19 protein-coding genes and 1 pseudogene are annotated in these 23,457 nt (G+C 75.0%); 14 read left to right on the forward strand and 6 right to left on the reverse strand.

The annotated features are described in order from the left end of the window. The first annotated feature begins 80 nt into the window (after positions 1 to 80). A complete protein-coding gene (locus ABZ493_RS11295) occupies positions 81 to 2,129 on the forward strand; it encodes an NAD(+) synthase (protein WP_430582261.1) in 2,049 nt (682 codons plus the stop codon). Between the two features lie 7 nt (positions 2,130 to 2,136). Here the strand turns inward: ABZ493_RS11295 and ABZ493_RS11300 are convergent, their stop codons facing one another. After that, positions 2,137 to 2,724 carry a histidine phosphatase family protein gene (locus ABZ493_RS11300; protein ID WP_430582262.1) on the reverse strand — a complete coding sequence of 196 codons (588 nt, stop codon included), beginning with the start codon at positions 2,722 to 2,724 and terminating at the stop codon, positions 2,137 to 2,139. Positions 2,725 to 2,771: 47 nt separating this feature from the next. On the opposite strand from ABZ493_RS11300, the gene ABZ493_RS11305 reads away from it, so the two are divergent. After that, positions 2,772 to 4,025 (forward strand): amidohydrolase, encoded by a 1,254-nt coding sequence (locus ABZ493_RS11305; RefSeq protein ID WP_430582263.1) that lies wholly within the window; start codon positions 2,772 to 2,774, stop codon positions 4,023 to 4,025. A 3-nt stretch (positions 4,026 to 4,028) separates the two neighbouring features. Here ABZ493_RS11305 and ABZ493_RS11310 read toward each other — a convergent pair whose 3' ends face one another. Then, entirely contained in the window at positions 4,029 to 5,435 is a 1,407-nt protein-coding gene (locus tag ABZ493_RS11310; RefSeq protein ID WP_430582264.1) for a glutamate decarboxylase, read from the reverse strand. A gap of 115 nt (positions 5,436 to 5,550) precedes the next feature. On the opposite strand from ABZ493_RS11310, the pseudogene ABZ493_RS11315 reads away from it, so the two are divergent. Next, a pseudogene (locus tag ABZ493_RS11315) lies at positions 5,551 to 5,661 on the forward strand (SDR family oxidoreductase); the annotation flags it as partial. Between the two features lie 29 nt (positions 5,662 to 5,690). Here the strand turns inward: ABZ493_RS11315 and ABZ493_RS11320 are convergent. Beyond that, positions 5,691 to 7,727, reverse strand: a complete 2,037-nt coding sequence (locus tag ABZ493_RS11320) for a penicillin-binding transpeptidase domain-containing protein (RefSeq protein ID WP_430582265.1) — start codon at positions 7,725 to 7,727, stop codon at positions 5,691 to 5,693. Positions 7,728 to 7,765: 38 nt separating this feature from the next. Between ABZ493_RS11320 and ABZ493_RS11325 the strand changes: the two genes are divergently transcribed. Then, positions 7,766 to 8,530: a M15 family metallopeptidase gene (locus tag ABZ493_RS11325; RefSeq protein WP_430582266.1), complete on the forward strand. Its 765-nt coding sequence runs from the start codon at positions 7,766 to 7,768 to the stop codon at positions 8,528 to 8,530. A gap of 41 nt (positions 8,531 to 8,571) precedes the next feature. On the opposite strand, the gene ABZ493_RS11330 is transcribed toward ABZ493_RS11325, so the two are convergent. Further along, entirely contained in the window at positions 8,572 to 9,780 is a 1,209-nt protein-coding gene (locus ABZ493_RS11330; protein ID WP_430582267.1) for an aminotransferase class I/II-fold pyridoxal phosphate-dependent enzyme, read from the reverse strand. A gap of 104 nt (positions 9,781 to 9,884) precedes the next feature. After that, a complete protein-coding gene (locus ABZ493_RS11335) occupies positions 9,885 to 10,589 on the reverse strand; it encodes a hypothetical protein (protein ID WP_430582268.1) in 705 nt (234 codons plus the stop codon). A 306-nt stretch (positions 10,590 to 10,895) separates the two neighbouring features. Between ABZ493_RS11335 and ABZ493_RS11340 the strand changes: the two genes are divergently transcribed. The 10 genes from ABZ493_RS11340 (at position 10,896) to ABZ493_RS11385 (ending at position 22,735) form a co-directional block, all read left to right on the forward strand. Further along, on the forward strand, positions 10,896 to 11,228 hold the full coding sequence (locus ABZ493_RS11340) for a hypothetical protein (RefSeq protein WP_430582269.1): 333 nt from the start codon (positions 10,896 to 10,898) through the stop codon (positions 11,226 to 11,228). A 107-nt stretch (positions 11,229 to 11,335) separates the two neighbouring features. Beyond that, complete coding sequence (locus ABZ493_RS11345; protein WP_430582270.1) at positions 11,336 to 14,293, forward strand: AAA family ATPase; 2,958 nt, start codon at positions 11,336 to 11,338, stop codon at positions 14,291 to 14,293. A 24-nt stretch (positions 14,294 to 14,317) separates the two neighbouring features. Then, the gene (locus ABZ493_RS11350) at positions 14,318 to 16,717 is read left to right on the forward strand and encodes a SpoIIE family protein phosphatase (protein WP_430582271.1); all 2,400 of its coding nucleotides are present in this window, start codon (positions 14,318 to 14,320) and stop codon (positions 16,715 to 16,717) included. 65 nt (positions 16,718 to 16,782) lie between these two features. Continuing rightward, positions 16,783 to 17,853 (forward strand): sigma-70 family RNA polymerase sigma factor, encoded by a 1,071-nt coding sequence (locus ABZ493_RS11355; protein ID WP_430582272.1) that lies wholly within the window; start codon positions 16,783 to 16,785, stop codon positions 17,851 to 17,853. Positions 17,854 to 17,902: 49 nt separating this feature from the next. Then, on the forward strand, positions 17,903 to 19,147 hold the full coding sequence (locus ABZ493_RS11360; RefSeq protein WP_430582273.1) for an AI-2E family transporter: 1,245 nt from the start codon (positions 17,903 to 17,905) through the stop codon (positions 19,145 to 19,147). Positions 19,148 to 19,149: 2 nt separating this feature from the next. Continuing rightward, positions 19,150 to 20,364 carry a cation:proton antiporter gene (locus ABZ493_RS11365; protein WP_430582274.1) on the forward strand — a complete coding sequence of 405 codons (1,215 nt, stop codon included), beginning with the start codon at positions 19,150 to 19,152 and terminating at the stop codon, positions 20,362 to 20,364. Between the two features lie 46 nt (positions 20,365 to 20,410). Then, positions 20,411 to 20,863: a universal stress protein gene (locus ABZ493_RS11370; protein ID WP_430582275.1), complete on the forward strand. Its 453-nt coding sequence runs from the start codon at positions 20,411 to 20,413 to the stop codon at positions 20,861 to 20,863. Next, the gene (locus ABZ493_RS11375; protein ID WP_430582276.1) at positions 20,860 to 21,306 is read left to right on the forward strand and encodes a CrcB family protein; all 447 of its coding nucleotides are present in this window, start codon (positions 20,860 to 20,862) and stop codon (positions 21,304 to 21,306) included. Before ABZ493_RS11370 ends, ABZ493_RS11375 begins: the two co-directional genes overlap by 4 nt. Continuing rightward, on the forward strand, positions 21,303 to 21,707 hold the full coding sequence (locus ABZ493_RS11380) for a CrcB family protein (RefSeq protein ID WP_430582277.1): 405 nt from the start codon (positions 21,303 to 21,305) through the stop codon (positions 21,705 to 21,707). The genes ABZ493_RS11375 and ABZ493_RS11380 overlap by 4 nt, the downstream gene beginning before the upstream one ends. Before the next feature lie 53 nt (positions 21,708 to 21,760). Beyond that, on the forward strand, positions 21,761 to 22,735 hold the full coding sequence (locus tag ABZ493_RS11385) for a 5'-3' exonuclease (RefSeq protein ID WP_430582331.1): 975 nt from the start codon (positions 21,761 to 21,763) through the stop codon (positions 22,733 to 22,735). Positions 22,736 to 22,765: 30 nt separating this feature from the next. On the opposite strand, the gene ABZ493_RS11390 is transcribed toward ABZ493_RS11385, so the two are convergent. Beyond that, positions 22,766 to 23,455, reverse strand: coding sequence for a VOC family protein (locus ABZ493_RS11390; protein WP_430582278.1), 690 nt, complete (start codon positions 23,453 to 23,455; stop codon positions 22,766 to 22,768). Positions 23,456 to 23,457 lie beyond the last annotated feature (2 nt).

The raw sequence follows: 23,457 nt of genomic DNA on the forward strand, positions 1-23,457 counted from the left end.
TGTCAGAGCGACAGCGGGGTATGACCCGTCCTGGCTCTGACAAGTCTCGCGGGCACCGGCAGCGTTCCTACACTCGGGGGGTGGACTTCACCTCGGCCTACGCCCACGGCTTCGCCCGCGTGGCGGCCTGCACCGTCCCCGTCACCGTCGCCGACCCTCGCGCGAACGCCGCCGCGATCCTCGCCGAGGCGCGCGCGTGCCACGACGACGGCGTCGCGGTCGCCGTCTTCCCCGAGCTGTGCGTCTCGGGGTACGCGATCGACGACCTGCACCTCGCGGACACGCTCCTGGAGGCGACGTCGGACGCGCTCGCCGCCGTCGTCGAGGCCAGCGCGGACCTGCGCCCGATGCTGGTCGTCGGGGCGCCGCTCGAGGTCGGGAACCGCCTCCTGAACTGCGCCGTCGTCGTGCAGGGCGGTCGGGTGCTCGGCGTCGCGCCCAAGTCGTACCTGCCGAACTACCGCGAGTTCTACGAGAAGCGCTGGTTCGCGCCCGGCGACGACCGGCGCGGCGCCACGGTCACGCTGCCGTTCACGGACGGGCCCGTCCCGTTCGGCCCCGACCTGCTGTTCGCGGCCGACGACGTCGCCGGCCTCGTCGTGCACGTCGAGGTGTGCGAGGACCTGTGGGTGCCGGTGCCTCCGTCGGCCGAGGCGGCGCTGGCAGGCGCGACGGTGCTGCTCAACCTGTCCGCCAGCCCCATCACCGTGGCCCGCGCGGAGGACCGCCGGCTCATGGTGCGCTCCGCGTCGCACCGCGGGCTGGCCGCCTACGCGTACGCCGCGGCGCAGGGCGAGTCGAGCACGGACCTGTCGTGGGACGGCCAGACGATGGTCTACGAGGTGGGCGACCTGCTCGCCGAGACCGAGCGCTTCCCCGACGGCGCGCGCCGCTCCGTGGCCGACGTCGACCTCGACCGGCTGCGCCAGGAGCGGCTGCGGCAGGGGTCGTTCGACGACAACCGCCGCGCGCTCGGCGCCCGCGTCGAGGGGTTCCGCACCGTCGGGTGGACCGTCGACCCGCCGGCGGGCGACGTCGGCCTGCGCCGCAAGGTGGACCGCTTCCCGTTCGTGCCCGACGACCCGGAGCGCCTCGCCCAGGACTGCTACGAGGCGTACTCGATCCAGGTGGCCGGGCTGGAGCAGCGGCTGCGGTCGATCGGGCAGCCGAAGATCGTCATCGGCGTCTCGGGCGGCCTGGACTCGACGCACGCGCTGATCGTCGCGGCCCGCGCGATGGACCGGCTCGGCCGGCCCCGCACCGACATCCACGCGATCACGATGCCGGGCTTCGCGACGTCGTCGGAGACGAAGGACCGCGCCACCCGGCTCGCGACGTCGCTCGGCGTCCACTTCGAGGAGCTGGACATCCGGCCCGCCGCGGAGCAGATGCTCCGCGACCTGGGCCACCCGTACGGAGCGGGCGAGAAGGTCTACGACGTCACCTTCGAGAACGTGCAGGCCGGCCTGCGCACCGACTACCTGTTCCGGCTCGCGAACCACCGCGGCGGCATCGTGCTCGGCACGGGCGACCTGTCGGAGCTCGCGCTCGGCTGGTGCACGTACGGCGTGGGCGACCAGATGTCGCACTACGCGGTGAACACCGGCGTGCCGAAGACGCTCATCCAGCACCTCATCCGCTGGGTGGCGGACTCCGGCCAGTTCGAGACGGACACGAACGCCCTGCTCCTGGAGATCCTGGGCCAGGAGATCTCCCCCGAGCTCGTCCCGGCCGGCGAGGGCGAGGCGCCGCAGTCCACCGAGGCCGCCATCGGCCCCTATGCCCTGCAGGACCTCACGCTGTTCTGGACGCTGCGGCACGGCCTGCGGCCGTCCAAGATCGCGTTCCTCGCCTGGCACGCCTGGCGCGACCCCGACGCCGGCGAGTGGCCCCCGAACTTCCCGCACGACGAGCGGTCCGCCTACGACCTGGCGACCATCCGGAAGTGGGAGCTCGTCTTCTTCCGCCGCTACTTCTCGTCGCAGTTCAAGCGCTCCGCCATCCCGAACGGGCCGAAGGTCGCCGCCGGCGGCTCGCTCTCCCCGCGCGGCGACTGGCGGATGCCGTCCGACGCCTCCGCCGCCGCCTGGCTCGCCGAGCTGGAGGAGAACGTGCCGACGACGGTGTGAGCGGGGCTCAGGGGCGCGCCACCGGCCCGAACCCGGTCCAGCGCAGCTCCGGGGGCAGATGGCCCATGTCGTTGAACGTCACCAGCGCGGTGGAGCGGTCGTCGCGGTACTCGATGGTCGTGAGCGCGGCGTTGGCGTACGGCAGCCGGAGCCAGCTCTCGGGCGGCGCGCCCAGGGCGTCCCGCACCAGCCACGCCACCTGGAACGCGTGCGTGACCAGCACCTCGTGGGTCTCCGCGTCACCGGCGCGTGCGAACCGCGTGGTGAGCCTGGCCGCGAGCCGCGCGCCCTCGGCCGCCTCGGCGGCGTCGTAGCCGTCGAAGAACCCGGCCCAGGCGGGCGGCAGAGGGTCGGGCACGCAGGGCACGTGGTCGATCAGCTCGGGCGCCGGCGCCACCCGAACCCCGGGCAGCTGCGCCCCCACGACCTCGGCGGTCCGCGCCGCACGCGACAGCGGCGAGTGCCAGACGACGTCGACAGGCACGGCCGCCAGCCGGCGGCCGACCAGCTCCGCCTGTCGTTCCCCGTCCGGCGTGAGCTCCCCGAACGGGTCCGCGGCGCCGTGCCGCAACACGTGTAGATGTCGGGTCCGCATGTTGTCACGGTATCGCCAAGGCATCGTCATGACGGCATGCTGGCGGCATGACCTCGCCGATCCGCACCGCCCGCTCGTCCGTCGCGATCACGCACGGCTACGTCGTCCCGGTGGACGGGCTGCCGGTCGAGAACGGCACCGTGCTGATCAGGGACGGCGTCATCGAAGCCGTCGGGGCGGACGTCGCGGTGCCCGACGGCGTGCCCACGCTCGACGCGGGCGGCCGGTGGGTGCTGCCCGGCTTCGTGGAGTCGCACGGGCACGTGGGCGTGCACGAGGAGGCCGAGGGCTGGGCCGGCGACGACACCAACGAGAAGACCGGCCCGGACGGGTCGCACCTGCGCGCGCTGGACGCGATCAACGTCGAGGACGAGGGCTTCCGCGACGCGCTCGCGGGCGGCGTGACGTCCGTCGTCGTGAAGCCGGGCTCGGCGAACCCGATCGGCGGCCAGACGGTCGCGATCAAGGCGTGGGGCGGGCGCACGGTCGACGAGCAGGTGATCAGCGACGCCGTCTCCGTGAAGTCGGCGCTCGGCGAGAACCCCAAGCGCGTGTACGGCGAGCAGAAGAAGCAGCCGTCCACCCGCCTGGGCGTGGCCGCCGTCATCCGGCAGGCGTTCCTCGACGCGCAGCACTATGCGGCCCAGCGCGACGCGGCCGAGGCCAAGGGCGAGCCGTTCGCGCGCGACCTGGGCAAGGAGACTCTCGCCCGCGTGCTGGCGGGCGAGCTCGCCTGGGACCAGCACACCCACCGCGCGGACGACATCGCCACCGCCTTGCGGCTGGCCGACGAGTTCGGCTACCGGCTCGTGGTCAACCACGGCACGGACGGCGCCGCGATCGCCGACGTGCTCGCCGAGCGGGACGTGCCGGTGATCTACGGTCCCCTGCTCACGTCCCGCTCCAAGGTGGAGCTGCGCGACCGGGACGTCGCCAACCTCGCTCGCCTCGCCGCGGCCGGCGTGCGCGTCGCCATCACGACCGACCACCCGGTGGTGCCGATCAACTTCCTCGTGCACCAGGCGTCCTTCGCCGTGAAGGAGGGCTTGGACCCGCGGGTCGCACTGGAGGCGCTCACCGTCAACCCGGCGTCGTTCCTCGGCCTCGACGACCGCGTCGGCGCGCTGACGCCCGGGCTCGACGGCGACGTCGTCGTCTGGTCGGGCGACCCGCTCGACGTCGGCTCGCGCGCCGAGCACGTCTTCGTCACCGGCGTCGAGGTGTACACCTGGGACCGCGACGCCGACGGCGGGCGCGGCGCGGGGCGCGTCCGCGAGCGCCGGGAGCGCTTCGCCCGTTGACCGTCAGTGGATGAAGCCGGTGTGCTGCCCCTCGGTGGGCATCGGGCCGGTGAGGGCGTCGAGGTAGCGGGTCTCCTCCTCGAGGTCGGCGAGGAACGACGCCGCGAGGTCCTGGCTGAGCCCGCTGCGCACGACGACGCGCTGCACGGTGACGTCGGTGAGGTCGTCGGGCATGGGGTAGGCCGGCACGAGCCAGCCGCGCGTGCGCAGCCGGTCGGACAGGTGGTAGAGGTTCCAGTTCTCCGTGTGCCCCGGCTTGAGCCGCCACGCGAAGACGGGGATGTCGGAGCCGTCGTTCCACAGCTCGAACGCGGGGATCTTCGCGACGCCGTCGGCGAGGAACCGCGCGACGTCGGACGACGCGTTCTGCACGGCCTCGTACCCGGCCCGCCCCAGCCGCAGGAACATGTAGTACTGCAGCAGCACCTGCGACCCGGGCCGGGAGAAGTTCAGCGCGAGCGTCGGCATGTCGCCGCCGAGGTAGCTCACCCGGAACACCAGGCTCTCGGGCAGGGCCTCCTCGTCGCGCCACACCACCCACCCGAGCCCCGGGTACACGAGGCCGTACTTGTGCCCTGAGGTGTTGATCGACGCGACCCGCTCCACCTGGAAGTCCCACACCAGGTCGGGCTGCACGAACGGCGCCACCATCGCGCCCGACGCGCCGTCCACGTGGATCGGCACGTCCAGCCCGGTGTCCGCCTGGATCCGGTCGAGCGCGGCCGCGATCTCGGTCACCGGCTCGTACATGCCCGTGTAGGTGACGCCGAGGATGGCGACGACGCCGATGGTGTCCTCGTCGACGTACGTCGAGAGGTCGTGGCCGTCGAGCACCCGGTGCTCCTCGCTGATGGGCACGTAGCGCGCCTCGACCTCGAAGTAGTTGCAGAACTTCTCCCAGCACACCTGCACCGCGCTGGACATCACGAGGTTGGGGGTGCCGACCGGCTTCCCTGCGTCGCGCCGTGCCTGCTGCCACCGCCGCTTGAGCGCCAGCCCGGCGAGCATGCACGCCTCGGACGATCCGATGGTGGAGGTGCCCATCGCGTGGTGCGGGTCGGGGGCGTGCCACAGGTCGGCGAGCATGCGCCAGCAGCGGTCCTCGACGGCGGCCGTGGCCGGGTACTCGTCCTTGTCGACCATGTTCTTGTCCGCGGCCTCGAGGTAGAGGCGGGCGGCGTGGTCGTCCATCCAGGTGCCGACGAAGGTGGCGAGGTTGAGCCGCGCGTTGCCGTCGAGCATGGCCTCGTCGTGGACGATCTGGAACGCCGTCTCCGGCAGCGACTCCCCCGCGGGGAGGCGGTCGCGCGGCACCGAGCGCGTCTCCCCCGGGCGGACGAAGACCGGGTTGAGCTCGACGTCCCCGCTGCGGATGCGGCGACGGCCGCTCCCTCGGGTCCTGCTGACCATGGCGCTCCCCCTCGACGACGGCGATGCGGCGTCTTCGAGACTAGGCCGGGCCCTGCGGGCTCACTCCTGGGGCGGCGGGTGAAGTCGAGTGAGACGACACCTGTTGCCTCCCTGGTTTCACGTCCGCAGGCTCACCGAGTCGGTCGCGCTCGAGCTCGGGCCGCACGGCGTGCGCGTCACCTCGGTGCACCCCGGGTTCATCGAGACGCCGATGACGGCAGGGATCGACGCCGGCGACCTGCTCATCCTGAGGGGTCACAGACCCGCCAGGAAGTCCTCCATGAGCGGGCCGGCGGTGTCCGACCCGCGGTGGCCGTCCTCCACGAAGACCGCCACCGCGAGGTCGTCCACGATGGCGAGCATCCACACGTGCTGCTTCGACCCGTCGCCGTACTGCGCCGTGCCCGTCTTGGCGCCGACGATGCCCGGCACGTCCTGCAGCATGTCCGCGCTGCCCTCGGTCACGACGCCGTGCATCAGGTCGCGCAGGACGGCGGCCTCGTCCTCCGCCACCCCTGGCGTCGAGGGCTCCTTCGGGGCCTTCTCCGGCGCCTCCTCCTCGGCCGACGGCGAGGCGGAGGTCTCCTTCTCCTCGCCCGTCTCGTCGCGCACCAGCACGGGCTGCACCCGGTGGCCGGCGGCGACGCTCGCGGCGACCGTCGCCATGCCCAGCGGCGACGCCTGCACCTTGCCCTGGCCGATCATCGACGCCGCGTGCTCGGTGCCGCCCGCCTCCGCGGGAACGGCGCCGAGGAACGCGGGCACGCCCAGCACGGGCGCCGCCACCTCGTCGTCGACCAGCCCGAGGTCGGACGCCGCGGTCGCGAGGTCCGCCTGCGCCACCTTGTCGCGCTGCCCGATCATCGCCGTGTTGCACGAGTGCGCGAACGCCGTGCGCAGCGGCACCTCCCCGGTGGCCGACGCCGGGTAGCCGGGCACGTTGCCGAACGTGCGGCCGTCCACGGTGAGGTGCTCCGGGCAGGACACCTCGGTGTCGGGGGTGATCCCGGCGCGCTGCATCGCGAGCGCGTCCACCACCTTGAACGTGGACCCCGGCGGGTACTGGCCGAGCGTGGCCGTCGACCAGCCCTCGCTGCCGGGCCCGCTCGCCGCGGCCACGACGGCGCCGTCGGACGGCCGGATCGCGACGATCGCGCTGGCCGGGTCGACGTCGTCCAGCACCTCCTCCGCGTGCTTCTGCAGGCGCTGGTCCAGCGTGGTGGTCACGGGGGTGCCGTCCACGGGGTCGACGCGGTACAGCTCGCGGCCCTCGTCGTCGTCCTCAACGGGCTCACCGTCCAGCCCGACGTCGCCGCCCCCGCCCGTGACCACGCTCACCAGGACGCCCGGCGAGCCGGTGAGCTGGTCGTCGTAGGCGCGCTCCACGCCGGACAGGCCGACGACGTCGCCGCCCTGCACGGCGCCGTCCGACTCCTCGACGATCTCCTTCGTCGCCTCGCCGACGCGGCCCAGGATCGGCACGGCGAAGGTGCTCGTGGGCCCCAGCTCGAGGGTGTCCTCGATCGCCCGGACCCCGATGATGTCCCGGGCCTCGTCCACCGTGAAGTCCACGCCCGCGTTCTTCTGGCGGATCGTGATCGCCTCGACGAACGCCTTGTCCCCGGCGGCGTCGACGCGCGCGAAGAACTCGTTCGGCTCGAGGCCCACCAGCTGCGCCAGGTCGCGGGCCGCCGACTCCTGCCCGAGCCCCTCGACCGTCGTCTTGTCGACCCCGATGTGCCACACGCCCCGCTCGGTGACCATCGGCTTCCCGTCGCCGTCCAGCAGGTCGCCGCGGTCCGCGTCGAGGGTCCTGACCTGCAGCCGCTCGCCCGGCTCGAGGTCGGGCACCAGCACGTCCGGCCGCCACACCGCCCGCCAGGCCCCCTCGCCGTCGCCGCTCTCGGGCGGGGTGTAGGCGAGGTCGACGTCCGTGCTGTACTCCCAGGTGACGTCGCGCCCCACGGGCCACGACCAGTCCAGCGTGGCCACCGCCGTCGTCGTGCCGTCCTCCGTGACCGGCTTGCCGACCTCCGCCAGGGTCACCGAACGCTCCCGTTCGCCCGAGGCGTCGACCAGCGGCTCGAGCACCTGGGTGAGCTGCGTCTGCACGTCCACGGAGCCCTGCGCCTGCAACGCCACGCCGCTCACGTCGCCCGCACGGAGCGCGGTCACCAGCTCCTCGGCGGCGGCGTCGGCAGGCGGCACGTCGGAGCCCGTGCACGCCACCAGCGGCACGCCGACGACGGGGGTCAGGAGGACGGCGAGGGCGAGGCGGTGTCGGCGGCGCACCTTGGCGAGATTATCGGCTTCCTGGCAACCTTGTCGGCATGTCCCCCCGTGTCGTGGTCACGGTCCCGCAAAGATTTCGTGGCGCTGCCGTGGCGGGCACCCTGGCGGGCCTCCTGACCGTCGCGGGAACCGTCGTGCCGGCGGGCGACGCGAGCGCCGCGCTGCCCGACCCGCGGCCCGGCAGCGGGTCGATCCTGAGCCGGACGTGGGCGCCGAGCCACGACCCTGCGGACCCGACGGTGCTCGTGAACAAGACCCGCCCGGTCACCCCCGCGGGCTGGGCGCCGGACGACCTCGTGCGGCCCGACGTGCGCGCCCTCGGCGAGCACGACCGGCTGCGCCCCGACGCCGCGCACGCCCTGGAACGGCTGGCCGACGCCGCCCGGGACGCCACGGGCCACGAGCTGGTCCTCGCGTCCGGCTACCGCTCCGAGGAGTACCAGGCGCGGCTGTACGACCGGTACGTCGGCGGGCACGGCCGCCGCGCCGCCGACACCTTCTCCGCGCGGCCGGGGTTCTCCGAGCACCAGACCGGCCTTGCCGCCGACGTCGCCGAGGCCGGCACCCCGTACACCGAGTTCGGGAGCACGGAGACAGGGCGGTGGGTGGCCGACCAGGCGTGGCGTCACGGGTTCGTCGTGCGGTACCCGGAGGGCCAGGAGGCCGTGACCGGGTACTCCCCCGAGCCCTGGCACCTGCGGTACGTGGGCACCGGGTTGACGGTGCCGATGCATCTCGCCGGCACCGCCACCCTCGAGGAGGCGTTCGGTGTCAGCCCGGCCCCGGACTACGCCGCGAGGTAGTCCCGGCCCCGCCGAGGTAGTTCAAGCCGTGCCGAGGTAGTTCAAGCCGTGCCGAGGGCCCGCGCCAGGCGCTGCACGGCCTCGGTGAGCAGGGCCGACGACGTCGCGAGGTTGAGGCGCAGCCACCCCGCGCCGCCGGCGCCGAAGCGCACGCCGTCCTCGAGGGCGAGGCGCCCGCGCTCCAGGACGAACGCGGCGGCGTCGGCGGCGGGGACCCCGCCGGGCAGTGCGGCGCGCAGGTCCAACCAGGCGAGGTAGGTGGCGTCGGCGGGCTGCAGCCGCACGGCGGGCGCGTGCTCCGCGAGCATGCGTGCGAGCAACGCGCGGTTCGCGTGCACGCCGGCCAGGAGGGCGTCGAGCCACGGACCGCCGTCGCGGTAGGCGGCGGTGTGCGCCAGGACGGCGAGGTGGTTGACGGCGTGCCCCGCCTCCTCGGGGATGCGGCGCAGGTCGTCCACGGCGCCCGGCCCGCCGAGCGCGACCGCCGCCCGCAGGCCCGCGAGGTTGAAGGCCTTCGACGCCGACTGCACGACGATCGCGCGCTCCGCCCCCGCCACCGACAGCAGGGGCACGAAGGGCGCCGCGCCGGCGGTCACGCGCTCGAACGTGAACGGCGCGTGGATCTCGTCGGCCACCACCCGCACCCCGTACCGGTCCGCCAGCGCCAGCACCGCCTCGAGCTCCGCGCGGGTGTGCACGGTGCCCGTGGGGTTGTGCGGGTTGCACAGCAGCAGGACGGCGCGCCGCCCGGAGCCGGGCCCCGTGCCGTGGGCGGCGGCGCCCGTGACGCGCGCGAAGGCGGTCTCGAGGGTGCCGAGATCGAGCCGCAGGTCGGCGCCCAGGGGTGCCTCCACGACCTGGCGTCCCTCGTTGCCGGGGAAGCCGTAGAACGGCGGGTACACCGGCGGCGTGACGACGACGGCGTCGCCCGGCGACGTGAGGACGCGCAGCACCTCGACGATCGCGACCATGACGTCGGGCATCGTCCGGCTGGACGCGACGTCGGGCGTCCACCCCCAGCGCTCCTGCGCGAACGGGGCGACGGCTTCGGCGTACGTCGTGCCGACGTCGTACCCGGTGTCGCCGAGGGCGAGCGCGCCCTGCACGGCGTCCACGACGGCGGGCGCGACGGGGGTGTCCATCTCGGCGACGAACAGCGGCAGCACGTCCGGCGGGTAGGCGCGCCACTTCACGGACGTACGACGGCGCAGGTCGTCGAGGGTGAACTGCTCCAGGGGGTTCTCGGTCACGGCTCCGGTCTACCAGAGCCGCCCGCGCACTACCTCGACGCGAGGGGCACTACCTCGACGCGAGTGGTACTACCTCGGCGCGAGGGGTGCTCTTCGGCACGAGGTCAGGCGGACGGGACCGTCTTCACCACCGGGGCCCACTGCTCCTCGACGAGCGCCGGGCGGTCCTCGTCGGTGTGGCCGGCCCAGCGCCGGGCGTCCTGGATGGTGGCGGCCAGCAGGGTGCGCAGCCGGGCGTCCGTGTCGGGCACGAACGCCTCGCTGATGCCCTGCACCGCCGTCGAGACGACGGACGGCGCGGCGTCGCGCACGAACCGCTTGGGCCGCACGCGCGTGCCCTCGCAGAACCGGTACGCCCACTCGGCCGTCTTCGGCGACGCGGCGAGCGCGTCCGCGCTGGCCGGGTCGAGCGTGCCCTCGGGCCGCCCGTCCAGGGCGTCGAGCATGCGCTCCGCGCCGATGATCGCCACGGCCAGCGTCTGCTGGCGGTCCGCGGGCGCGACGGGCAGCGCCGTCTGCGCGGCGCGCAGCGCGATCCGCACGTCCCACCGCGGGTCGGTGCTGGTCAGCCCGATGACGGACGGGATGAGCGGCGCGAGCTGCGGCCGGTTCCCGTCGGAGGTCAGGTCGTTCACGGCACGGGCCAGCATCGCGAGCAGCGGATGCGTGCACTGCGGATGATCGCTCCAGCGTTCACCGGCCAGGAACGACGCCAGCTCCATGAAGCACGCGCCCTTCTTGGGGTTGCGGTGCTTGCCACGCCCGAGCATCGGCAGCGCGTCGAAGGCGCCTGCAACAGATCCAGCCACGAGTCCACCCCCGTATAGGTCCGGTCTCCCCAGTGTGCGACCGCTGTGACCCAGGTCGCAACGGCTGGCGCGGGCGAAGGGCCCGACGACCCTCTGCCGACGCCCCTTGCCGACGGGCCCTGGGGGTACCTCAGACGCGCCCCAGCCCTGGTCGCGCGCCGTCTGAGGTACCCCCGGCCCCGAAGACGGGGCAGTTGCCCGATCCCCCGCCCGGGGACTCAGGACGAGCGTGGTCACCACGAGATCGGAGAGCCGGCGGTGGCCGGCACGAAGGCCGGGGACCCCGGCCGGTGAGGGGACGAGGACATGAACGAGATGACGTCGCGGGACCTGGCCGTCCTGGCCGAGCTGGACTACCGGCGCGAGCGGGCGGCCGAGACGTACCGGCGCGGGGCGCCGGCGTGGGTGCGCACGGCGGGCCGCGCCGTCGGTCGGGTGGTCGGGGACCTGGCCCGCCGGGCGCGGTCCCGGGCCGCGGACCGGGATGCCGTACAGCGCCTGGGCGCGACGCTCGACGCCGTCGCCGCGCGGACGGACGCCCGCGCGTGGGACCTCCAGGTGACCCGCCGGGCCGAGCAGATCTCCCACGGGCTGGACGCGCTCCGCCCGCAGGACGGCGCCGGACGCCGGGCCGCCTGACCGTGGCAGGCACGGCGGTCGGCACGGCGGACGAGGCGGCCGCGGTGCAGGCCGGCGGGCACGGAAAACCTGGGGCGGGTGTGGGCGCCCGGTGGGACGATCACCTGGTGCGACGTTCCAGCGAGGTGCCCCTGATCGCCCGCCAGGAGGAGGTCACCGCCTTCCGCGGTGCGCTGGCGCGCGCCGCGGAGGGCGAGCCCGGCGTCCTGCTTCTCGGCGGCGACGCCGGGGTGGGCAAGACCCGGCTGGTCACGCACCTCGCCGACCTCGCGCGCGACGCGGGGGCGCGCGTCGTCGTCGCGCACTGCGTGGACCTCGGCGACGTCGGCATCCCGTACCTGCCGTTCACGGAGGCGCTGACCGAGCTGCGCGGCGTCCCCGCCGTGGCCCAGGTCGTGGCCGAGCGCCCCGCGCTCGCGCGGCTGCTCGACCCGGCGGGCGGCACCGACGGGGCCGCCGACCACGCCGAGCGGCTCCAGCTCCTCGACGGCGTGGCGGGCAGCCTCGCCGCCGCCGGCCGCGCGGGCTCGCCGCTCGTGCTGGTCGTCGAGGACGTGCACTGGGCCGACGAGTCCACGCGCGACGTGCTGCGGTTCCTCGTCGCCCGGCTGCGGTCGGAGCACCTGCTGGTCGTCGCGACCTACCGCAGCGACGACCTGCACCGCCGCCACCCCCTGCGCCCCGTCCTCGCGGAGCTGTACCGGCAGCGCCCGGTGCAGCACGTGGAGCTGTCCCCCTTCACCCCCGACGAGCTGCGCGAGTTCACCACCGCCACCCGCGGCGAGCCCCTCGACGAGGCCGAGTTCGACGCCGTGCGCAGCCGGTCGGACGGCAACGCGTTCTTCGCGGAGGAGCTGCTCGACGCCGGGCAGTCCTCGGCGGGCCTGCCGTGGTCGCTGGCGGACGTGCTGCACGCGCGCCTCCAGCGCCTCGACCCGGCCGTGCAGCAGCTCGTGCGCCTCGCCGCCGTGGCCGGGCGCCAGGTGGACGAGGCGCTGCTGCGCGCGGCGGCCCCGCGCCTGCCCGGCCTCGACACCCCCGGCGCCGCCGACGCCGCCCTGCGCGAGGCCGTCGCCCAGCAGGTGCTGGGCGTGGAGGGCCAGCACCTCGCCTTCCGGCACGCCCTCGTCGCCGAGGCGCTCGTGCTCGACCTGCTGCCCGGCGAGCGCACCACGATGCACCGCGCCTACCTCGAGGCGCTGCGCGCCGAGCCTGCGCTCGGCTCCGCCGCCAAGCGCGCCCACCACGCGCTGCAGGGCCACGACCTGACCGCCGCGCTCGTCGCGTCCCGCGAGGCAGCCCGCAGCGCCGCCGAGCTGCTCGCCCCCGCCGAGGAGCTGCGGCACCTGGAGCAGGTGCTCTCCCTGTGGGAGTCGGTGCCCGACGCCGAGGCGCTCCTCGAGGAGGACCGGGTGGCGCTGGCGCTCGCGACGGCCGCGGCGGCGAGCTCCGCCGGGTTGCCGACGCGGGCCGAGCAGCTCGCCCGGCGCGCCGTCGAGGGCCTCTCCGGCGACCCCGGCCGACAGGCCCGGATGCGCCACGTCCTGGTGCGCTACGTCCTCGACCTCGAGTCGCTCGACGACGCGCTGGCCCAGTCCAGCGGCGCCCTCGACGTGCTGCTCCCGGGCGCGACCGACGCCGGCGTCTCGGGGGACCTCCCCGAGGTCGCGGACGCCGACGCCACGCCCGAGCTCGCGTGGACGCTCGCCGTGCACGCGCGCGTCCTGCTCAACGTGGACCGCGACGACGAGGCCGGCGTGTTCGCCCGCCAGACGGTCGACGTCGCGCGGCGCGCGGACGCCCCCGGCGCGGAGGCCGACGCACTGACCACCCTCGCCGTGCTCGAGGTCGGCACCCCGGACACCGCCGCCGAGCTGGTCGACCGCGCCCGCGAGCGCGCCGTCGTCGCCGGCGACCTGCGCACCGAGATGCGCTGCTGGTTCAGCCTCGCCACCACGCACTTCTACGCGGGGCACCTCGCGAAGGCCGGCCGCGTCCTCGAGGCGGGGATCACGCGCGGCCGGGCCACGGGCGTCATCTGGGGCGTGTACGGGGTGCAGCTGCTGGACCTCGCGCTGCTGGTGTCGTACTTCGCCGGCGACCTCGCCGACCGGCCGATCCCCGACGGCGCGCCCGCGCCCGCCGTCGTCTACCTCGACAGCGGCCGCCTCTACGCGGCCGTCGCCCGCGAGGGGGGCGAGGCGGTCGCGGCGGCGGAGGCCCTGCGGCCGTCGTGGGAGATGGACGGGCAGATCGCGCTCGTCGCGGGCGGCCTCCTCGCCGACGCGCTGACGTGGGCCGGCCGGCACGAGGAGGCCGTCGCGACCGCGGAGGAGGTCGCGGCGCACGTGGGCGCGACCTGGTCGGAGTTCTTCCTCGGCCGCATCTGGCTGTCCGCGCTGGCCCTGGCGGCGCTCGCCGAGCAGGCGGAGACCGGCCCGCACGCCGCCGACGCCGCCCGGGAGCTGCTCGACCGCGGCGACACGCTGCTCGCCGTCGCGCAGGAGACCGCGCGCCGCGGGCGCCCCCGCGGCGGCACCCTCGGCCCTGAGGGCCGGGCGTGGCTGAGCCGCGCCGCCGCCGAGCACTCCCGCCTGCGGGCCGCGCTCACCGACTCCCCGGCCGACCCGGGCCTCTGGGAGGCGACCGTGCGCGAGTTCGACTTCGGCTACCGCTACGAGGTGGCCCGGTCGCGGTTCCGCTGGGCGCAGGCGCTGCGGGCGTCCGACGACGTGCCGGCGGCCGAGGTCGAGGCCGCCGAGGCGCTCGGCGAGGCCGTCGCCATGGGCGCCGCACCGCTCGCCGACGCGATCCACGCCTGGGGCCGCCGCGCCCGGGTGCCGCTGCCCGGCGGCCGCCGCACGTCCTCCCTCCTCACCGAGCGCGAGGAGGAGGTCCTGGTCCTCGTCGCCCAGGGGCTCAGCAACCGGCAGATCGGTGAACGGCTGTACATCTCCACGAAGACGGTCAGCGTGCACGTCTCGAACCTGCTCGCGAAGCTCGGTGTGTCGGGGCGGGCGGAGGCGGTGGCGGTGGCCCACCGGCGCGGGCTGATCGGCGTCTGACCGATCGAGGTCCATACTGGGCCCGTGCCGGAAGCCCAGGCTGTCGGCTCCCTGTCCGGCCCGTCGCCCGGCCTCGTGCCCGGTCCCACGCCCGACCGCGTGCCCGGCCCACCGCCCGGCCCGGGCAGCGGGGAGCCCGTCGCAGACGAGGTGTTCGACCGCATCGCGCGGCTCGTGCACCGACAGCTCGGCGTGCCCGCGGCCGCCGTCGTCATGCTCACCGACGAGGGCGACGTCAAGACGCTGCCCGGCGCGGTCGGGATGCCCGAGCCCGTGCAGCGCAGCCGGCGCGTCTCGCTGCCCCGGCCGCTGACGGCGGCCGTGGCGCGCACCCGCACGCCCCTCGTCGTGGCGGACGCCGACGACGACCCGCGGGTCGAGGGCCGGCACACGGTCGGCGGACTCGTGCTCGCCGCGTACGCCGGCTACCCGATCGAGGACGCGCGCGGGCACGTGGTGGGCGCGCTCTGGGCCGTGTCGTCGGTCCCGCGCGCCTGGACGGACACGGACCTGGCCACCCTGGCCGACCTGTCCGCCGCCGCCTCCGGCGAGCTGCGCCTGCGTGCCGAGCGGGAGCGGGCGCGGCTGGCCGAGCAGGTGGCGTTCCGCGCGCACCGCCGGTCGCGCTTCCTGCTGGGCCTGTCGGAGCGCTTCGCCCGGGTCACCACGCTGGACGAGGTCGAGGACGCCATCGCGCACGTCATCGGCACCGGCACGGGCGCGCGCTGGGTGTCGCTCGCGCTGGTCGACGCCGACCGGCGGCACCTGTCGTTCTTCACGGTCGGGCACCACCACCCCGGCGAGCCGGCGCTGCGCAGCACGCGGCTCGACGCGCCCCGCCCCGACACGCACGTCGTGCGCAGCCGGGCCGCGCTGCGGTTCCGCGACCACGCGGAGATGGTCGCGACCTACCCGGAGATGGGTCCCGTGGGGTCGGTCTCGGAGGGCGCGCGGTCGTTCCTGCCCGTCATGTCGAACGGGATGGTCGTGGGCGTCATCGCCTGCGTGTGGGACCAGGCCCGGGAGCACGACGCCGAGACCGCCGCCCTCGAGTCGACGATCAGCCGCTACGTGGCGCTCGCCCTGGAGCGGGTGGCGCTGCTGGAGGCGCGGCGGCGGGTCGCGACCACGCTGCAGGAGTCGATGCTCACCGCGCCGCCCACGGTGGCGCACCTCGACATCGCCACCACCTACTCCCCCGCGGCGCGCACCGACCAGGTGGGCGGCGACTGGTACGACGCCGTGGTGCGCGACGACGGCACCGCGATCGTCATGATCGGCGACGTCGCGGGCCACGACGTGCACGCCGCCGCGCAGATGGGCCAGCTGCGCTCGATGCTCCGGGCCCTCGCCTGGAGCCACGACGAGTCGCCGGCGGGGCTGCTGACCCGCCTGGACAAGGCGAACGCGCGACTGGGCCCGCGGGCGATGGCGACCGCCGTCGTCGCGCGCCTGGACCGCGACCCGGCGCCGTGCCCGAAGGAGGCGGTCGAGGGGGTGCCGCCGGCCGAGCGGCCCGAGCGCGCCTACACGCTGACCTGGTCGGTGGCCGGCCACCCGCCGCCGATGGTGCTGCGCCGTGACGGCCGCGTGGAGCGCCTGTCGGAGACCCCCGACCTGTTGCTGGGCGTGGTGCCCACCACGCCCCGCGTGGACCGCTCCGTCCGGCTCCTGCCGGGCGACACCCTCGTCCTGTACACGGACGGGCTGGTGGAGCGGCGCGGCGTGCCGAGCGACGAGCGCCTGTCCGACCTGGAGACGGTGCTGCGCTCGGCGCACGGCGAGGCCACCTCGGCCGTCCCCCGCGCCCTCGTGCGCGGGCTCGTGGGCGACGCGCAGCGCGACGACGTGGCCGTGCTGGCGCTGCGGGTGCGCGTACCAGCGCCGTCGGGCCCGCCGTCGTCGGCCGGGCCCGCGAAGGCGGAGCGTCGGGTGGCCGACGACGACCTCAGCGACCTCGGCCCGGCGCGTCGGTGGGTGGACGACGTGCTGGAGTCGTGCGACGTGTCCGACGAGCAGCGGCGGACCGCGATGCTGCTGACCAGCGAGGTGCTGACCAACGCGCTGGAGCACGGCGAGGGGCCGATCACGGCGACGGTCGAGGTGGACGGCCGGCGCCTGCGAGTGGGGGTCCGTGACGGCAGCACGGCCGAGCCGGAGCTGCAGTCCCCCCAGCCGCAGGACCTCTCGGGCCGGGGCGTGCTCTTCCTGGACCGCCTCGCGTCCCGGTGGGGCGTCCACATGCACGACGGCTCCGACGCCGTCGGGCGGCACTCCGGCGTCGTCGAGGGCAAGACGGTGTGGTTCGAGATCGACCGCGCGGCCCGGCCGCTCACCGGCACGGTCACGCGGGTACGGCCGCCGACGCCCGCCACCGGCGCCGTCCCCCTGGTCGAGCGCGTGCTGCGCGAGGACCGGCGCTGAGCCCTCGCCGTCGCCCCGGGCGACACCCCTCCCGGGTGTCGGCGGTACGACGTACGGTGTGAGACGTGACACACACCGCCCAGCGCACCGCCGCGCCGTCCCGACCCGGGGCGACGGCGACCGGCGCCTCCCCCACGTCCGACGGCGAGGGCGAGGACGTCGGCGCCCTGCTCGAGCCGTACCGCCGCGAGCTCACGGGCTACTGCTACCGGATGCTCGGCGGCGCGTTCGAGGCCGACGACGCGGTGCAGGAGACGCTGCTGCGCGCGTGGCGCTCGTACGACCGGTTCGAGGGGCGGTCGTCGCTGCGGTCGTGGCTGTACCGCATCGCGACCAACGTGTGCTTCGACCACCTCGGGTCGTCCAAGCGACGCGAGCGCCCCATGGGGCTGGGCGGGCCGCAGCCCGCGGAGGAGCAGTACTTCGGCGACGTGCTCGCGGAGGACCGCTGGCTCGAGCCCGTGCCCGACGACGCCGTCCTGCCGCGCGAGGGCGACCCGGCCGACGTCGCCGTGGGCCGCGAGTCGATCCGGCTCGCGTTCGTGGCCGCGCTGCAGCACCTGCCCGCGCGGCAGCGGGCCGTGCTCGTGCTGCGCGAGGTGCTGCGCTGGTCGGCCGCCGAGGTGGCCGCCCTCCTCGACACCACCGTCGCGTCGGTGAACAGCGCGCTGCAGCGCGCCCGCGCCACCCTCGGGAGCAAGGGCCTGCGCCGGGCGGGGGACGACGGCGCGGACGCCCCGGAGCCCCAGTGGGACTCGATCGACCAGGAGCTGCTCGAGCGGTACCTCGACGCGTTCGAGCGCTACGACATGGACGCCCTGGTGGCGCTGCTGCACGAGGACGCCGTGCTCAACATGCCGCCGTACACGATGTGGGTGCACGGGCGCTCCGAGGTGATCCGTTGGATGACGGGCCCCGGCGCCGGCTGCCGCGGGTCGCGCTGCGTGCCCGTGCAGGCGAACGGGTCGATGGCGTACGGCCAGTACCGGCGCGACCCGACCGGCGGCTGGTCGCCGTGGGGGCTCGCCGTGCTGGAGGACGACGGCAGCGGCCGCATCACCGGCATCACGACGTTCCTCGACACCGCCACCTGGTTCCCCCGGTTCGGCCTGCCCGACCGGCTGCCCGCCCTCTGACCTGCGGCCCAGCGCGCCCTGCGGGCCGCCCTGGGCTACGTTTTCCGGCATGACCACGGACGCCCCCCACCCCGAGGGCGAGGCCGACGAGGTCGACGACTCGGTCCGTCCCGTCCAGCACGACAGCAAGAACCCGCCGCGGTGGCTGCCGCGCGCGCTCGTGATGGTCGTTGTGGCGGCGTTCGTCGCCGTCTTCCTCTCGTACGCGTTCGGCCAGCTCGGCGGGCTGGCCGTCAACGTGCTCATCTCCTTCTTCGTCGCGCTCGCGCTCGAGCCGATCGTCGTGTGGCTGGTGCGGCACGGGTGGCGGCGCGGAGCGGCCGCGGGCGTCTCGCTGGGCGGCGCGATCGTCGTCGTGCTCGCCGTGTTCGCGATGTTCGGCAACCTGTTCGTGCAGCAGCTGATCCAGCTCGTCGCGTCGCTGCCCGACCTCTACACGAACATCCAGCAGGGCATCGAGGCACGCTGGGACGTCACGGTCCCGGACTCCGACGACCTCGTGGCGCAGGCCCTCGACCAGTGGGGGCAGGACGTCGCGACGGGCGCGATCAGCGTCGGCGTGTCCATCGTGGGCGTCCTGTTCGCGATCACCACGATCCTGCTCATCACCTACTACCTCATGGCGGCGGGCCCCAAGTTCCGTGCCGCGATCTGCGCCTGGCTGCGGCCCGACCGCCAGCAGGAGGTGCTGACGCTGTGGGAGATCACGCAGGTGAAGGTCTCCGACTTCATCAGCTCCCGCGTCGTGCTCGCCGCCCTGTCCAGCGTGTTCACGTTCGTCTTCCTGCTGATCGTGCAGACGCCGTACGCGCTGCCGCTGGCGGTGTTCACCGGCGTCGTCTCGCAGTTCGTGCCCACCATCGGTACCTACATCGGCGGCGCCCTGCCGGTGGCGGTCGCGCTCGCCGCGCAGGGCCTGCCGCAGGCGATCGCCGTGCTGATCTTCATCGTCGCGTACCAGCAGGTGGAGAACCTGATCTTCTCCCCGAAGGTCAGCGCCCGGGCGCTGGAGATGAACCCGGCGGTGTCGTTCGTCGGCGTGCTCGGCTTCGGCGCCGTCTTCGGCGCGCTCGGCGCGTTCCTCGCCCTGCCGATCCTCGCGACCGTGCAGGCCCTCGGGAACACCTACCTGCAGCGGCACGAGCTCGTCGACTCGTCGCTGCTGCACGACCCCGACCAGCCGTCCGGCCGCGGCGAGGGCGTGTGGTCGTCGCGACGACGCCGCAACCTCGAGGCCGGCGAGCGCGCCGCCCGCGAGGCGGAGGCCCGGCGGCGCGACGGCGCTGAGGAGTGAGCGTGGATCTCGTCGGTGGCATCGCGCTCGTCGTCGCGCTGGGCGTGGCCGGGCAGGTCGCGGCCCGGGCGCTGCGGGTGCCCTCCATCCTGCTGCTCCTCGTGCTCGGCCTGCTCGTCGGCCCGGTCCTCGGCTGGCTCGACCCGGACGAGGTGTTCGGCGACGCGCTCTTCCCGCTCGTGTCCATGGCGGTCGGCCTGCTGCTCTTCGAGGAGTCGCTGAAGCTGGACTTCGGGCGCCTGCGCGGCGGCGCGCGGCGCCCCGTGCTCGGGCTCGTGACCACCGGCGCCCTCGTCACCGGCCTCGGCGCCACCGCCGTCGCGTACCTGTTCCTCGACGTGACGTGGGGGCGGGCGGCCGTGGTCGGCGCCATCCTCATCGTGTCCGGGCCGACCGTCGTCGGGCCGCTGCTCGCCATCATCCGGCCCCGCCAGCCCGTGGAGTCCGTGCTCGCCTTCGAGGGCATCTTCATCGACCCCATCGGGGCCACCGTGGCGCTCGCGGTGGCGAACGTCGTGCTCCACGCCGAGCCCGTCAGCCTGCTCGAGACGGGCGGCTGGGGCCTGCTGGTCGGCTTCGTGGCCGCCGTCCTGCTCGGGCTGCTGATCCGGTTCGGTCGGGTGCCCAAGGAGACCGAGGTCGTGCTCGCGTTCGCGTTCGCCCTCGGCGCCTACGCGGTCGCCGAGGGCCTGCACGACGAGGCGGGCCTGTTCGCCACGACCGCGCTCGGCGCCGCCCTCGCGAACCAGCGGGTCGCGCGTACGGAGCCCCTGCACGAGTTCGGCACCCACATCGGCCTGCTGCTCATCGGCGTGCTGTTCGTCGTGCTGTCCGCGCGCATCGACCTGGACGCCCTGGCCAGGTACGCGCTGCCCACCATCCTCATCGTCGCGGCACTCGTGCTGGTGCTGCGCCCGATGGTGGCCGCCCTCTCGACCCTCGGCACCGACCTGAGATGGTCCGACCGGGCGATGATCGGCTGGATGGCGCCGCGCGGCATCGTCGCCGCCTCGACCGCGTCGGTCTTCTCCCTGCGGTTCGACGACGCCGGGGAGCCGTTCCCCCAGCTCGTCCCGGTGATCTTCGGCGTCGTGCTGCTCACCGCGATCGTCTACGGGTTCACGGGCACACCGATGGCGAAGCTGCTCGGCGTGCGCTCGGACGACCGGGAGCGCCTGGACGACGACGGCCTGCCGGTGCTCGACCGGACGCCCTGACCGCGGCGCTGGCTGCGACGATGCCTACCATGCCTACGATGACGAGATGACCGGTCCGGTGCTGGTGGGCGTGCCCCACGACCGCCACCCCAGCGTGCCCCGGCGTGCCGCGGACCTGGCGTCCGCGCTCGGCACCGAGCTGGTGTGCGTGGCGGTGGACGAGGCGTCGGTGCGCGAGCCGTCCGGCGGCGTCGTGCCGTTGGACCCCGACGCCGGGCCCGCCGCCGACACCGACGACCTGCGCGACGCCGTCGCCGCCGCCCTGGCCGACAGCCCGGTGAGCTGGCGCCTCGAGCTCACCGCCGGCGACCCGGCCGCGGAGCTGGCGCGGCTCGCGGCCGCCCACGACGCCGTGCTCATCGTCGTGGGTGCGCGGCGCCCCGGCGTGCGCGGCTGGGCCACGCACGTCGTCGGCGGCACCGTCGCGGGGCATCTGATCCACGACCAGCCGCGGCCGGTGGTCGTGCTGCCCGACCGGCACGCGGGCGACCCCTCGTGACGGCGGGCGGCCCGCCCGCGCGCGTGCGCCCGGCCCATCGGCGGCCCGGTCTGGTCGTGCTGGTCGCGGCCGGCGGCGCCGTCGGCACGGCCGCCCGGTTCGGGCTCTCGCAGGCCTGGCCCGCCGTCGACGGGTGGCCGGTCGCGACGCTCGCCGCCAACGTGCTCGGCGCGTTCGTGCTGGGCTGGCTGCTCGAGTCCTTGGCCGCCCAAGGGCCGGAGACGCCGGCCGTGCAGCGGGTGCGGCTCGCCGTCGGCACCGGCGTGCTGGGCGGCTTCACCACGTTCTCGTCGCTCGCGCTCGAGACGGAGCGGCTGCTGGCCGCCGGCGCCTTGGCGCAGGGGCTCGCGTACGCGGGCGGCACCCTGGTGCTCGGGTATCTCGCCTGCCTCGCCGGCGTCCTGCTCGGCTCGGGCCGAGGCGCGGGCGGGAGGGCCCGATGAGCACCGTGGCGACCATGCTGCTGGTGGCCGTGGCGGGCGGGCTCGGTGCCGCCGCCCGGTTCGTCGTCGACGGCGCGGTGCGGGCACGGACGCCCGGCGCCGCGTTCCCGTGGGCCACGGTCGTGGTGAACGTGTCCGGCTCGCTGCTCATCGGCCTGGTCAGCGGGGTGCTGCTCGGCGCCGGCGACCCGGCGTACCTCGAGCCCTGGCGCCTCGGCGTCGCGACCGGGTTCTGCGGCGGCTACACCACCTTCTCGACGGCGATGGTCGAGACCGTGCGCCTTGCCCGCTCCGGGCGCCGGCGGCTGGCCGTGGCCAACGCACTCGGCACGATGGCGCTCACGCTCGGCGCCGTCGTCGTCGGCATCGGCCTCGGCGTCCTGGTCGGCCGGCAGCTCTGAGCCGTCGTAGGCCCGGGGTCAGGGGCCTGTGGCACGCTGACCCGGTGAGCCTCATGCTGCTGGACTCCGCGAGCCTGTACTTCCGCGCCTTCTACGGCCTGCCCGACTCGCTGCGCTCCCCCGACGGCAAGCCCGTCAACGCGGTGCGCGGCCTTGTGGACATGATCGCCTTCCTCGTCACCGAGCACGGGCCGGACCGGCTGGTCGCGTGCTGGGACGAGGACTGGCGGCCCGCGTTCCGCGTCGAGGCGATCGGGTCGTACAAGGAGCACCGGGTCGCCGCCGTCACGCCCGCCGGCGAGCCGGACGTCGAGGAGGTGCCCGACGCCCTCACGCCGCAGGTCCCCGTGATCGTCGACGTGCTGGCCGCGCTCGGCATCGCCCGCGTCGGGGCGCCCGGCTTCGAGGCCGACGACGTCATCGGCACCCTCGTCACCCGCGAGGTGGCGCGCAGCGCCGCGACCGCGCTGCCCGTGGCCGGCGCCGTCGGGCTGGTGATGCCCGCGAGCGTCGACATCGTCACCGGCGACCGCGACCTGTTCCAGCTCGTCGACGACACGGCCGGCGTGCGCGTGCTGTACCCGGCGCGCGGTGTGCGCGACCCCGACGTCGTCGACCAGGCGAGGCTCGCGGAGAAGTACGGCGTGCCGAGCGGACAGGCGTACGCCGACATGGCGACGCTGCGCGGCGACCCGTCCGACGGCCTGCCCGGCGTGCCCGGCATCGGCGAGAAGACGGCGGCCAAGCTGCTCGCCGCGTTCGGCGACCTGGCCGGGCTGCGCTCCGCGGCGGAGCACGGCGCGAAGGGGATCACCCCGACCCAGCGGCAGAAGCTGCTCGACGCCGCCGCCTACCTCGACGTCGCGCCCACGGTGGTGCAGGTCGCGCACGACGCCCCCGTCGGCGAGGTCGACGACGCTCTGCCGCGGGAGCCGAAGGACCCGGAGGCGCTGGACGCCCTCGCCGAGCGGTGGGGCATCCGGTCCAGCGTGGACCGCGTGCTCGCGGCGCTCGCCGCCCGCCCCTGAGCCGAACCCCGGCCTGGACGTCGTGAGCGGTCAGGGCTGGAAGACGCAGAACTCGTTGCCCTCGGGGTCGGCCATGACGGTCCAGCTGATCTCGTCGTCCTGCGCGCGCAGCACCCGCGCGCCGCGGGCGACGAGGTCGTCGAGCGTCACGCCGTCGTCCAGGGTCACGTCCCAGTGCCAGCGGTTCTTGACCGTCTTCGGCTCGGGCACGGGCACGAAGTCGAACGACTCGAACGGGACTCCCGCGCCCTCGTCGAGGTAGGCGTAGTCCATGGCGTCGTCCTGGGTGAGCGTGCCGCCCAGCAGCTCGTGCCAGAACGCGGCGACCGTCCGGTAGTCGGCGCAGTCGACGACGATGTCCTTGAGCCGGTAGTCCGGCACCTCGTCGTAGGTGAAGACGCAGAGCTCGCCGCTCTCGGGGTCGGCCAGGGTCGTGTAGTGGAACCGCCCGGGCTCGGACAGCCGCGGCCGGTCGGGGAACTCGTCGAGCGACCGGGCCCGCACGTCCGGGTGCACGCGGTGCTTCACCGTCTTCGGCTCCGGCACGGTGTTGACCCAGATCGTCCGCGCCTGGACGGGGTCCGGGCCCGGGTCGCGCAGGACGACGTCACCGCCGTCGAGCGGCTCCACGCGCAATCCCAGCGTGCGGGCCCAGAACTCCCCCAGCGCGGCCGCGTCGACGGCGTCGACGCACAGGTCCTTGAACGTCACCAGGCTCATGA

The sequence above is a fragment of the Isoptericola sp. NPDC019482 genome (assembly GCF_040632295.1).
Classification (GTDB): Bacteria; Actinomycetota; Actinomycetes; order Actinomycetales; family Cellulomonadaceae; genus Isoptericola.